This is a genomic window from Legionella sp. 227, assembly GCF_043161935.1.
Taxonomy (GTDB): domain Bacteria; phylum Pseudomonadota; class Gammaproteobacteria; order Legionellales; family Legionellaceae; genus Legionella; species Legionella sheltonii.
The window spans coordinates 1,275,375-1,288,547 of the sequence record NZ_CP171154.1 but is presented as its reverse complement, the minus strand read 5'-3'; the positions used below and the strand labels follow the sequence as shown (position 1 = coordinate 1,288,547).

Below are 13,173 nucleotides of genomic sequence, written 5' to 3'. Positions count from 1 at the left end.
TTTTTACTTAACAATAGGTCAACGCTTTTGCGGAGAGCAAAAGCCTATACCTCAACATCATGCGCCAATAAACGTCGATTCGCACGAAAATAAGTTGCCGGAGAATGCTCCAACAAATCCGATAGTTTTTCCATATAAATACACGCAAAGCGATCGACTTGGTAGGCAAAATAACTTTCTTCTGCTCCCGCGCGAAAAATACGTTCCCATTTTGGATTAAAATAGGTTTGTTGTTCCTTTAATAATTTTGTAAGTTGTGCATCAATTTTACTGATTTGCGCCTGCAGTTCTTGAATTTCATGGCTGTATTGATTTGAGCTTTCATCAATCATTTTGGTGTAAATATTGACATATTGCTTTTCCAGTTCTTTTTTTACATTCATGGCTTCGCTAATTTTTTTCTCTACCGGCATTGCCCGTGCTTGCGCCGCTATTTCTTCTCCAAGCTCTTCAACAACTAAAGCAGTACGCCAATTGCAGTCTTTCTTTAATCGTAAAATATCCCCGTAGATATGATCTCCAATATAGAGAATTTCATCGCCACGGACACGCAAATCTTCAGTAAATTTTTTGGCATTACCCCCTTGATACACCCCTGGAACGATAGACCCGATCATATTAGTCATGGTCCCATTCACAGGATTAATCGACAAAAATCGGAGATTATCATAAAAAAAACGGGGTTTATTCGCTAATGTAATGACAAATTCAAATAAATTGATCCAACTCTCACCCTTTTTTAAAAAAGGATTAATCGCATATTCTAGTAAGAGTTTGGTATAGGAATAGTCGGAATTGGTAAGAATAAAAATTTTTTTTCCGTGATGGATAAAATGTTTCAATCCCTCGACTAATGCACGCTCTTTAATCACGTAAGTAGGCAAATTTTTACTAATGATTGTTTTTAAACTGCCATCCGAATGTACTTTATCCACACAAAATTGTACGTCTTGAGCTATGGCTTGATAACTGGGAATTTGCTCAGGATACAAACTATCTTTCAAATCAACTAATTGACCATATAAAACACAGAAAGCAATCGAAAAAGCGGTGTCGATTGCCATATAATTTGGATCACCTAAATCAACATAGATACTGCGATAAATGTTCTGTTGCTCGACAAAATCAATCTGTTTGGTGCCGTGATAACTTTGTCGAATAGCACCATAACGACTCAATTTCAAGATGTTGCCGTTCTTGCTATCAATGACTAAACCACGAATTGCATCATGGTAATTAAAATTTAATTTTTTAATTTGCTCAGGATAATGTTTTACCTCGACCAATTGTTCTTTGACGAGCTGATAAACCAAAGACTCAAAATTCTCCGAATTATAACGAATCAAGGTATGGTCCATATCCAGACCAATTAACTTGATTTTTTTCATATTTAGAATTCGATTTACATAAACTTTATGTTCATTCATTAGCCTAAAACCTATTTATTATAAGTAGTCTGGACCGTGCAGCAGGAACTTTCGTCAACCTCGCATGCTCAGGAAGCTGGGGCCTCTGCTATTTAACGCGCTTCACACCGTCCTGAGAAGCCAATAAAACAACATCCGCCGTACGATGCGCAAATATACCATTTTCTACAACGCCAGTGATGCGGTTAATACGATCTTCCATATCTAATGGTTCATTGATTGTTAAATTAAATACATCAAGAATAATATTACCATTATCCGTGATAAATCCTTCTCTATACTCGGGATCGCCACCTAATTTTACTAATTGCCGAGCAACCATACTCCGTGCTAAAGGAATTACTTCAACAGCGACAGGAAAACGTCCTAAATGTTTTACTAGCTTTGAGTCATCCACAATACAAATAAATTGTTCTGCCAACTGGGCTACAATTTTCTCACGCGTATGAGCGCCGCCGCCGCCCTTTATCATTTCGCCATGCTCAGTTACTTCATCAGCACCATCGATATAAATGGGTAGTTCCTGTACTGAATTCAAATCAATAACGGGGATACCTTCCTTTCTTAAAAGCGCTTCTGTCGCTTTAGAGCTTGATACGCACGCATCAATTTTATGCTTTATGGTCGCCAATTCTTTAATAAAGAAATTCACTGTGGAGCCGGTACCTACACCGACCACCATGTCCTCTTCGATAAATTGCAATGCAGCTTTTGCCGCTTTCATTTTTAATTCGCTCATTAAGAACCGCTCCCTTTTCTTTGCCTTACAATTTCATATAAAGAAACACCAGTGGCTACAGAAACATTCAAACTGGATACACTGCCTAACATCGGCAAAGAGAACAAACCGTCACAGTGCTCACGCGTCAGCCTACGTAGCCCTTCACCTTCAGCCCCCATAACCATTGCGATATTGCCAGTACAGTCTGTTTGATAAAGCGAACTGGTTGCCTCACCCGCAGCACCATAAATCCAAACCCCATGTTCCTTTAAAAGGTTCATGCTACGGGCCAAATTAGTCACTCTGACTACAGGGATTGACTCTGCTGCACCACAGGCAACCTTACTAACTACAGGAGTAATACTGGCGCTTTTGTCTTTTGGTATCACTACAAAATCAACTCCGGTTGCATCTGCGGTACGCAAACATGCTCCCAAATTATGTGGATCAGTGACCCCATCCAAAATAAGAATCAAAACAGGCTGTTTACTGGACTCCAATAATGCAAGCAAATGAGATTCATTATAATCGGGTAACGCAGAAGCTGTTGCCACAATGCCTTGGTGAGTAAAGTCTGCAAAGCGCTGATTCATTTTTTGCATACTCAATTTTTCAATGTGGACACCCATTTGCATGGCTTTATTAATGAGGTCCTGCAAGCGCAGGTCCGCACGTTCTTCACTGATATAGAGTTTTTTAGTCACTCGATGTGGATTGGTTAACAAAGCAGAAACCGCGTGCACCCCATATACATACTGCTCACTCATGACTCTGTGGTTCCTCTACTAGCTCAAAATCAATTTTACGCTCATCCAAATCCACACGGGCGACTAATACCGTCATCCTGTCTCCCAAACGATACACCTGTCCACCACGTGTTCCGATTAGACGATGCTTTACAGAATCAAATGTATAATAATCATTTTTTAAAGAAGTCACATGGACCAGACCTTCAACATAAATTTCATCAAGTTCTACGAAAATTCCAAAACCTGTTACTGCAGAAATTCGCCCGTTGAATACTTGCCCCAATTTATCTTGCATGTACTCACATTTTAACCAAGCAACTACTTCGCGGGTCGCGTCATCAGCGCGGCGTTCGGTCATCGAAGCATGTTTACCTAAGCGATTCATATCCTCATGGGTATAATCAAACTCACAAATTGGCTTCTTATCTAATAAATGACCAATGGCGCGATGAATTAACAAATCCGGATAACGTCTGATGGGTGAAGTAAAATGAGTATAGGCAGAATAAGCCAGACCAAAATGTCCTTCATTCGCCTCAACATAGTGTGCTTGTTTCAGAGAACGAAGCATTACCGTTTCAATCAGATGTTTGTCCGGTCGACCCTCAATGGCATTCATAGTACGCTGAAAATCTTTAGGCCCAGGTTTTTTTCCACCACTCAATTGCAATCCCAACTCACCTAAAAACTGTCTTAAGGCGGTAATTTTGTCTTCTTCTGGCGCGGCATGCACTCGATAAAGTGTAGGAATTTCAGCTTTTTCTAAAAATCGTGCGGTGGCAACATTCGCAGCCAACATACATTCTTCAATTAATTTATGGGCATCATTGCGAATCACTGGAACGATACATTGAATTTTTTTATTTTCATCAAATTCGATGCGCGTTTCAGTGGTTTCGAAATCCATAGCGCCTCGAAGTTTACGAGTAACTAATAAAACATGATACAAATCATGAAGCGCTTGCAATGTAGGCCATAAAGAGACATGTTGTTCATCCGCAGCGGCCTGCTCAAGCCAAGAGCCCACTTGGGTATAAGTTAATCGAGCATGTGAATGAATGACTGCGCGATAAAAACGAGAGCGCGATATTTTACCCTCATTACTGATCGCCATTTCAGCAACCATACACAGCCGATCGACATGAGGATTTAGCGAACATAAACCATTAGATAAAGCTTCCGGTAACATGGGAATTACTTTGCCGGGGAAATAAACCGAGTTACCGCGGCGCGCTGCTTCTTTATCCAATGCCGAATCGTGCATTACATAATTGCTGACATCAGCGATTGCAACATATAATTGAAAACCACCTTTGGGTTTTTTATAACAATAAACTGCATCATCAAAATCTTTAGCATCTTCTCCATCAATCGTCACAAAAGGCAGCCCACGCAGATCAGTACGGCCCTTAATTTGTTCTTCGGTGACATGCTGTGGGATTTTCGCTACTTCAGTGCTTACATCCTCCGGCCATTCAAAAGGAATTCCGTGCGCATAAAGTGCAACTTGAATTTCCATACCGGGAGCCATATGCTCGCCTAAGACATGAATTACTTTGCCTATAGCTTGGGTCCGTTTACTTGGAAAGGCAATTAATTCGACCAAAACAATTTGACCATTTTTTGCCCCATTCACCAGTTCTTGCGGAATGGAAATATCCTGAGTTAAATGTTTGCTATCCGGCAAGACAAAACTAACACCATGATCTGTAAAAAACCTACCCACAATAGTCGCATTAGCATGCTCAATCACTTCGTGGATTTTCGCCTCAGGCCTGCCTTTACGATCCACGCCAACCTGATAGGCAAGGACCACGTCTCCATGCATGACCGCCCGCATTTCTTTAGCAGACAAGAACATATCTTCCGATCTGTCATCAGGGATAAAAAAGCCAAAACCATCTGGATGTCCCTGGACGGTACCGCGCGATAGGTTAATTCGTTGCATTAAACAAAATCGCCCGCGCCGGTCTTGCATAATTTGACCATCGCGCAACATTGCTTTGAGTCTAAATCCCATGGACTCTTGTTTGCGATCATCTTTTATTTGTAATTTATCGAATAATTGATTGCGCGACATAGGCTTACCGTATTCATTAAGAACATCCATAATGAATTCGCGGCTAGGAACAGGATCGGAGTATTTTTCACTTTCCCGTTTATAAAAGGGATCTTTCGATTTTTTGCTCACCGTATATCCTGTTTGTATTTTGTTTTCATCATATTGAATCACTCATCATGTGCTCATGTTCTACCACTTATCTATGAAAGTAGCAAGCTAAGTGGCTCTGCGCTTTACTGGGGTTTGGCTACAGGAATTACAAATCCACGTGTACCTACTGCCGCAGTTAATCCAGATAAGGACATATTTTCTGCTGCCCAAAACGTACTGCCTTTGTCATTAGCAGGAGTCTTTACACCTTTCCATTTGCACACAGCAATGAGGCCTTGACAAGGTACTTGTTGTTCATGACCTGGCTTGGATTCAATGCAATTTAATGCAAATGGACCTTTATTTAAGGCTAATGCAGACCAATTTCCACCTTGTAACCGCGTTGTCCAACCGGCACTGGCACTGGGATTTGCTACCGGATGAGTAATCCATATATCTGTAGAAGCGAGATTATGAATAAAGACCAAACTGCTTTTTTTAGCTTGTAGTGTCACTGTTTCACCTTGAACTGCAACTGCCTGACATCCAGTAGGGAAAGTCGATTCAGCGGTGACACAAAATGACCATAGCGAACAACACAAAAAAGCGAAGATTCTCATTACGTTCTCCCAAAATAAAAATTGAACCTGTTTGTCCAATATTGTGGAACAGTTTAACAAGAATAAAATTATATTTATACAATTAGCCTATGTCTCTAGTCAGCCTTACTTGCTAAAATCATTCTACTTTTCTTTTGCCAATGTAACGAATATGCATATCTGGGTAGATGCCGATGCGTGCCCCAAAGTAATTAAGGAAATTTTATTTCGTGCCGCAGTCCGTACACAAACATCACTGACTTTAGTGGCCAATTCCTTTCTTACCTATCCTAACTCTCCGTTCATCCGCGCAGTGCAAGTCACTAAGGGGTTTGATAGTGCCGATCAGTATATTACAGAACATTTAAAACCGTTTGACCTTGTGATTACCGCCGACATCCCTCTAGCTGCAGAAGTTATTGCCAAAAAAGGATTAGCGATTAATCCGCGTGGCGAGGAATATACTGAAAACTCCATCAAGCAACGGTTAAATTTAAGAGATATGCATGAACAATTACGTGCAACAGGAAATTATTCCGGTGGCCCTGCTGCATTAAGCATCAAAGAAAAAACTGCTTTTGCTAATGCATTGGATAGATGTTTGGCAAAGAAAGCACCAAAATAATTAAATTTCCTTCTCCCGGTCCTTGTCGTTTCGAGCATTCGAGGAATCTCCATGCCGTAACCCAGAATCATGGTGAGAAGGAGTACCTATTGCTGGAATGGAACCCCCATCCCTACCTCTCTGTCATGGATAACAATTCCATACTTCAAGCACGTTCACCAAAGAGCGGGTCATTAAAATTTGACAAATAATTTTCAGCAACCTAGATTTTAAATAGGCACAAGAAGGATGATAAACTGCATGAAGCTGCTTCGGCATATCCTGTTTTTTATTACATTAGTGAGCAATACACTTGCTTATAGCGATACCATTATCGTTGGTGTTTCTAAATCAGCCCCCCCATTTTCTGCAATAGCTGGTGGCGGTCATTATTTTGGCTTTTGTATCGATATTATGAATGAAATATGCAAACGTCTTAATGAAACCTGTGAATATAAACCTATAACCATAAGAAACCAGATAGAGATGTTGAATTCAGGTGACATAGACATTACTTTTCCACCCGCCCCGATACCTCAAACACCATCGCATGATTACATTTACAGTTTGCCTTATATGACCAGCAATGGCCAATTTTTAACCATGTCTCCAGACATAAAAACAATTGCCGACATTAAAAACAAAAAAATAGGCACTGTACAAGAAAGCCACCTTCGCGACACGCTTTTACTTTATACGAGTCAAGATAACATCAAAGAATATCCCAAAATTTCGCTCATGATTATGGCATTACTCAATCAGGAAGTGGATGCAATTATCATGAATGTAAATATCTTTAAGTATCTTACCATTAATAAAGTTATTAATTTTCAAACAGTAGGCCCTCCTATTGTTCTAGGAAATGGATATGGACTCATCACACTCCCCAAAAATGCCAATCTAATTGACAGAATCAATAAGGTGCTATTAGAAATGGAAAATGATGGGACCTATGAAACCATCTATAATAAATATTTCGGCTCTAATTTGTAGCTCTATTGAGTATGGGTTAAACTGGCACCCTTATAAAAAATACAGGATAAAACATGCCAGATAGTATTAATGTCGCAGAAATTACTAACCTTCACAAAAATTCCATCATCACATGGAAAGCTTCAGGAATAGTCCATCAACACCAAGAATTCTATCGGCTGGTTGAAGAGAATCACGCGTTTAACTATCAACTTTGGCATGCGGAAGATAGGGCGCGTCGTGATGATCAGGGCCCTGAGTTTGTATATCAAGCGAAACGGGAGATTGACCGATTTAATCAATTGCGTAATAACCGTATGGAAGCGATGGATGAATGGCTTTTCAACCAACTGCAACCGGAACACTTTAGTAGATGTCCAGTGAACTCTGAATCACCAGGAATGATCATTGATCGCCTTTCTATTTTGTCCTTGAAATCATACCATATGGACCTACAAACTAAGCGCGAAGATGCCACGGAAGAACATCGCAAAAATTGCGCGCACAAGTCAATAATCATCAATCAACAATTGGAGCAATTAGCCCAGTGTTTCAACGAGTTGCTTGAGGAAGTAAAAGCAAAAAAACGTACGTTTCGAATCTATCATCAATTTAAAATGTATAACGATCCTAATCTAAACCCACAATTGTACTGCCGGAATTAGATATCACGTGATGCGTCAAATCTGAATCACTTTTTGAATGGGTCATTGTTCGATCTGGAGGGGGATTTTGAGGGGGGGTATCTTTATGAAAGAAGAAATTCCAAAGAGAAGAAGATGAGCCTTTCCTCGACAGGGAATCAGAGGCGCTCCTTTTGACAGAGTCACTTGATCCCCTGTGGGACTCGGTCTTGCTTTTATCCATCGACACATCGTCCTGGCCAGCCTCTTTCGTCTTAACCTGACCTAGAGGTGGACGCCCTAAGCCACGTGCCAAAGCTCTTAGGCCTAGAATTAATGAAAATAAGACTGCGTTAGCTATCGCTAATACACCCATTACCGGTGTATCTTGATAATGTCCTTCTGAATCCATTTCCTGGAAAGGGGTCGTGACAAAATTAGAAAAATTAAATCCCTTAGAAATACCGGAAGCGAGAGAGCGACCTACCTCACACCGTTCTTGAAAGAAGCTTTGTGGTGAAGAGCTTATACAAAGACCATCTTTTAATGAGGTTTTAAAATGATCTGCCGTTAAAAGTTGAGCATCTTTTTGTTCCTCTAAATCTTTTTTCATCGCTTTTACTTGTGCATAAGGATGTTCTTTTTCAAGCTCTTCTTTTTGTTTCTCCATATGCTGATAATGAGCATGCAACATATAAGCGGTCATTCCGACCATTAACACCAGACCAGAAACAATAAATGCAGCAAGTAGCGCAGGAGGAAAGGCACTTGCAGTAATTAAAAATACCGTGGAGACAGTAAATAAAATACTAGTCAATACTCCATAAGCAAACAAACCATATTTCATTCCCAATAACCCAGCAGTAATGTAACTGTGATTTGTTTGGTTTTGTAATAATTGACGTTCTTCTTCAAATTCTTGAATTAATTTACAAACTTTCCGTTTCAACCGGCTCAATTCCAAGGGGTCTACTGCTTTTCTATTAGCATTTTCTTTTAGCTCAATAAATTGGGCATAAGTAAGTTCTAATTCTTTGGTTGTTAATGCCAATTTACAGCGGGTTTGCGTAATTTCCAATCGCAATTGGAAATCATATTCCTCATATATTCGTGTAACAACACAAGCTAGTGTGTAAAGAGCACTAATGACTGCCATGGCGAGAAAAAGGGGCGGAGAAAGAACTGAGAGACTCACCACACCTATATAAAGATATAAACCATCAATCAATCCACCAGTTCCTACCGCTAAAAAGGCATAAAAACGATCCTCTGCACTCTGATATTCTATGCGATCTAAATAAGATTTACGCTCTAATGGTGCTAATGAAGTCAACTGCTGGATTTCAAGTAAAAGCTCTTTATTCTCATTCATTTGCTTTTTACGCCGCTCGACCATACTGCGTATCCAGAAGCGATTAGCGGCAGCAAACACACCCAATACCAAACCAACAGGAATGACCATATATTTAAGATCCATCCCGCTGATCATGCTTAACACTTGTACGGTACTTCGCCACCCTTTATACGCATTTTTTAAGCCCTTCATTACATCACGAAAATAGGGCCAAGCAGCTGCTATGAATTTTTTTACGGAATTATTTTCTTCTCCATCAAAAACACTAGCAAGAAAGGAAAAAGACACTAAAAACATTGCCTCTGCAGCAACTGCGGCAATGCCTTCAGGAGAGGTGAGTATCTTACGGATTAATTCAGCGTCACTCTTAGCAATAAATACTTCTAAAAAGTATTTAAACATACTGTAGGAAGAGCTTAGGGAATCGAGAACGGCATATGCATGATAGATGTAACGGTCTTTATCGAGTTTTTGCGCGAGGAGTCTACTTTGCGCGTCAATACGGCCGGCGATTGCCAAGAGGAAAACGAGTTCTTTAGAATTTAAAGATGAACCTTCTTCGCCCTTATTAGACATTCTTACACACAAAAATGACCGTAAGTTAGGATGGCGCGAATTATATGGATAATTGCGCTTGATGTCAATAATCGTTTCATCCTGAATTAAAAACACACAATTCAGTTGGCGGTTTATTAGGATATCATACTCAGTTCGTACAAAAAATATTTCTTTAAACCCAACTACGGGTTGTGACTTAAGAGGCAAAACCTGCTACGATATTGCACTAATATTAAAACAACTCAGGAAAGAGGATTAAATGAGATCGATACTTGCTCTCTTTATTTTTGCAGCACTAATGACTGGACCTGTTATGGCATCAAATGAAACACAAATTTACGGGTATGTTGAAAAGGTTACGTTTCCAGATAAAAATTTAACACTCTCAGCAAAACTGGATACCGGAGCTAAGTCAGCCTCATTAAATGCGACCAATATCACCGAAATTACTAAAAATGGCGTCCCTTATTTGCGTTTTACGGTTCCAACGAAAACCGGAGATTTTCAATTTGAGGCAGAATATAAAGGCCGCGTCAAAATAAAAGTTCGTGATGGAGAGCATGGTTCACAAATACTAGCACACGCCCCCATCAAACGTCCTGTTGTACTGCTTGCCATACAACTCGGAGATAAAGTTAGAACGATTAAAGTGAATTTAACTAATCGCAAACGCTTCCTCTACCCTTTGCTTTTAGGACGAGATGCAATTATTGCTTTTAATGGTGCGGTAAATCCTGCACTGACATTTACGTTAAGAAATCAGAGTCTTAAGAAATAATGAAAAATAACGCGCGTCATGTTTATGGACTTATTTTGACTTTATTTATCCTAGGGACAGGGATTTTTTTATACCGACACTTTATACTTGATGTGCCACTGACTGACACTGAAACAATAAATAGTTGGACGGTTGAGTCGAATTTGCGTTTTGTTGCAGATCCGAATACACCAATTAAGGCGAGTTTTAATATACCCTATTTACCGACACATTTTGCGATTTTAGATGAGTATTTTGTGTCAAGGAGTTATGGGGTAACAACCAATTTAAATGGTGATAATCGGGAAACAGTATGGTCCATCAGACGCGCACATGGCCCACAATCCTTATATTACAGAGCAATTTTCCGACAAACTGAGGGAAATGAATCTTCATTAGGAACCCCACCGGCAGTCAAAACACAGCCGCTTGAAGAAAGCCAAAAATCTGCAGTAGAAACGATTACTAACCAAGTAAGACAATCCTCGGCAGACATTAAAACTTTTGCCCAAAGTACAATTAAAGAACTGAATAAAAAGGATGGGAATGCTAAGTTATTGACCGGAAATGATTTTAGTGATGAACGTCTGATTAATGCAGCAATCCTTATTTTGAACCAGTCTAAAATTGCAGCGATTCCAGTAAAAGGAATTTATTTATCGCAAAAGAGCAAGGCGGAGCTCAGTTCATTTTTGGCCGTCTTTAATGGCAAAAATTGGGTGTATATCAATCCTAAAACAGGCAGCGCCGGATTGCCCAAAGATTTTCTTGTCTGGCAATATGGTAATGAACCTGTATTTAATGTAACTGGTGGTAAAAAAGCTCAATTTAGTTTAACGGTGTCTCCTACCCCCATAAATGCTTTAAGTATTGCCAAAACGAGAGGCTTACAATCAGACTCACAATTATTGCGCTTCTCGTTATTGCAACTACCCGTCAACGTACAGGCAACTTATAAAATTTTATTAACAGTACCCATAGGTGCTTTTATTATCTTGATTCTGCGAAACTTTATCGGGATTAAAACATTCGGTACTTTTATGCCCGTTTTAATTGCTTTAGCCTTTAGAGAAACTCATGTAATCTGGGGGATTTCCCTCTTTGTCATTATTGTATCTTTTGGCCTCCTAGCACGCTTTTATCTGGATCAATTAAGGTTGCTTTTGGTACCAAGGCTCGCGGCAATTCTGACTGTTGTCATTTTGCTGATGATCTTTATAAGTGTCATCAGTCAAAATCTTGGGTTAGATATAGGACTATCAGTTGCCTTATTCCCTATGGTCATTTTAACCATGACCATAGAACGTATGTGCATTACCTGGGATGAGCGAGGTGCCTCCGAAGCAATAAAATCGGGGATAGGCAGTCTAGTCGCGGCCGTAATTTCTTATTGGGCAATGAGCTATGAACCACTACAATACCTTGTCTTTGCGTTCCCCGAGCTTCTTTTAGTTCTGCTTGCTTTAATATTGTGGTTCGGACAATATCGAGGATACCGATTATTTGAGTTGAAGCGCTTTAAATCACTTGCGAGACATGTAGAATGATTACGCTGTTTCGTCGCTTAAAAAATCATGGGATATTAAGTATCAACCAGCGTAATACTGATTTTGTATTACGCTACAATCCAAGAAAATTATTCCCTCTTGTTGATGATAAATTAAAAACAAAAAAATTGGCTCTAAAGGCAGGAATCGCTGTTCCCCCTTTATACGATATTATTGAAACAGAACAACAAATTAAAACCATAGAGGAACGCTTAGAGCCTTACAACGATTTTGTGGTTAAACCCGCGCGGGGCTCAGGTGGTGATGGTATTTTAGTGTTTAAAGATAAGGTCTATGGACGTTATCGACAAATTAATGGAAAGTTAACCACCACTCAGGAGCTGAGCTATCATTTATCATGCCTGCTCTCAGGGGCGTACAGTCTTGGTGGCTCCTCAGATTATGCAATTATAGAGAAACGAGTAGTAGTTGATCCTGTATTTGCTGAGGTAAGCTACGAAGGCATTCCTGATATTCGAATTATCAGCTTACTGGGTTATCCTGCTATGGCCATGGTGAGGTTGCCAACACGTTTGTCTGGTGGGAAAGCCAATCTCCATCAAGGCGCAATTGGTGTTGGAGTAGATCTCGCTACGGGAAAAACCCTTGGTGGGGTATTTCATAATGACATCATTGATTATCATCCAGATACACTCAATCCTATTGTGGATATAGAAGTACCTTATTGGAACAAAATACTGGAGATTGCTTCCAGTTGCTACGACCTCACTGGCCTAGGTTATCTTGGGGTAGATATAGTTCTTGATAAAGAACAAGGACCTTTAATGCTCGAACTCAATGCCCGGCCTGGCTTAAATATCCAAATTGCGAATAGGGAGGGTGGTTTGAAACGTTATCGAGCAATCGAAGCGCACCATCAGGAACACCCTAACGAATCAGTAGCCGAAAAAGTAGCCTTTAGTCGTGAACATTTTGCCCGCTTAAAGTAGCACCTGTTGGTAATGTGTACCGCCTGCCGAGGGATAATGAGGGTATCTTCCTGCGAGGAACATGATGCTAGAGCATGAGTTCCCTCACTATATTGGGTATGCGGTTGCTCAAAAAAATCCTGAAGAACTTGATCAAATTCTGAGGAGTTTACGACGAAGG

General features: G+C 40.1%; 12 protein-coding genes. 6 read left to right on the top strand and 6 right to left on the bottom strand.

Annotated elements, in window-relative coordinates; all coding sequences use genetic code 11:
* Positions 1-44 precede the first annotated feature (44 nt).
* From ACF8MK_RS05535 to ACF8MK_RS05515, 5 genes are all read right to left on the bottom strand, one after another.
* Entirely contained in the window at positions 45-1,427 is a 1,383-nt protein-coding gene (locus ACF8MK_RS05535) for an HAD-IG family 5'-nucleotidase (RefSeq protein WP_392538508.1), read from the bottom strand.
* 88 nt (positions 1,428-1,515) lie between these two features.
* The gene (gene rpiA, locus ACF8MK_RS05530; protein WP_392538507.1) at positions 1,516-2,166 is read right to left on the bottom strand and encodes a ribose-5-phosphate isomerase RpiA; all 651 of its coding nucleotides are present in this window, start codon (positions 2,164-2,166) and stop codon (positions 1,516-1,518) included.
* Entirely contained in the window at positions 2,166-2,915 is a 750-nt protein-coding gene (gene rlmB, locus ACF8MK_RS05525) for a 23S rRNA (guanosine(2251)-2'-O)-methyltransferase RlmB (protein ID WP_392538506.1), read from the bottom strand. The genes rpiA and rlmB overlap by 1 nt, the downstream gene beginning before the upstream one ends.
* The gene (gene rnr / locus ACF8MK_RS05520; RefSeq protein ID WP_392538924.1) at positions 2,908-5,088 is read right to left on the bottom strand and encodes a ribonuclease R; all 2,181 of its coding nucleotides are present in this window, start codon (positions 5,086-5,088) and stop codon (positions 2,908-2,910) included. The genes rlmB and rnr overlap by 8 nt, the downstream gene beginning before the upstream one ends.
* 104 nt (positions 5,089-5,192) lie before the next feature.
* Positions 5,193-5,669: a hypothetical protein gene (locus ACF8MK_RS05515; RefSeq protein WP_392538505.1), complete on the bottom strand. Its 477-nt coding sequence runs from the start codon at positions 5,667-5,669 to the stop codon at positions 5,193-5,195.
* A 151-nt stretch (positions 5,670-5,820) separates the two neighbouring features.
* On the opposite strand from ACF8MK_RS05515, the gene ACF8MK_RS05510 reads away from it, so the two are divergent.
* From ACF8MK_RS05510 to ACF8MK_RS05500, 3 genes are all read left to right on the top strand, one after another.
* Complete coding sequence (locus tag ACF8MK_RS05510; RefSeq protein WP_392538504.1) at positions 5,821-6,273, top strand: YaiI/YqxD family protein; 453 nt, start codon at positions 5,821-5,823, stop codon at positions 6,271-6,273.
* Between the two features lie 240 nt (positions 6,274-6,513).
* Positions 6,514-7,245 (top strand): transporter substrate-binding domain-containing protein, encoded by a 732-nt coding sequence (locus tag ACF8MK_RS05505; protein ID WP_392538503.1) that lies wholly within the window; start codon positions 6,514-6,516, stop codon positions 7,243-7,245.
* Positions 7,246-7,298: 53 nt separating this feature from the next.
* Entirely contained in the window at positions 7,299-7,889 is a 591-nt protein-coding gene (locus ACF8MK_RS05500) for a DUF4254 domain-containing protein (RefSeq protein ID WP_392538502.1), read from the top strand.
* Here ACF8MK_RS05500 and ACF8MK_RS05495 read toward each other — a convergent pair.
* On the bottom strand, positions 7,855-9,777 hold the full coding sequence (locus tag ACF8MK_RS05495; RefSeq protein ID WP_392538501.1) for a hypothetical protein: 1,923 nt from the start codon (positions 9,775-9,777) through the stop codon (positions 7,855-7,857). The genes ACF8MK_RS05500 and ACF8MK_RS05495 overlap by 35 nt on opposite strands.
* Positions 9,778-10,018: 241 nt before the next feature.
* Between ACF8MK_RS05495 and ACF8MK_RS05490 the strand changes: the two genes are divergently transcribed.
* Genes ACF8MK_RS05490 through ACF8MK_RS05480 form a run of 3 tightly spaced genes read left to right on the top strand, consistent with a single transcriptional unit; the run spans position 10,019 to position 13,013 of the window.
* Positions 10,019-10,537, top strand: a complete 519-nt coding sequence (locus tag ACF8MK_RS05490; protein ID WP_265703748.1) for a RimK/LysX family protein — start codon at positions 10,019-10,021, stop codon at positions 10,535-10,537.
* On the top strand, positions 10,537-12,063 hold the full coding sequence (locus tag ACF8MK_RS05485; RefSeq protein WP_265703747.1) for an inactive transglutaminase family protein: 1,527 nt from the start codon (positions 10,537-10,539) through the stop codon (positions 12,061-12,063). The genes ACF8MK_RS05490 and ACF8MK_RS05485 overlap by 1 nt, the downstream gene beginning before the upstream one ends.
* On the top strand, positions 12,060-13,013 hold the full coding sequence (locus tag ACF8MK_RS05480; protein WP_392538500.1) for an alpha-L-glutamate ligase-like protein: 954 nt from the start codon (positions 12,060-12,062) through the stop codon (positions 13,011-13,013). Before ACF8MK_RS05485 ends, ACF8MK_RS05480 begins: the two co-directional genes overlap by 4 nt.
* Positions 13,014-13,173 lie beyond the last annotated feature (160 nt).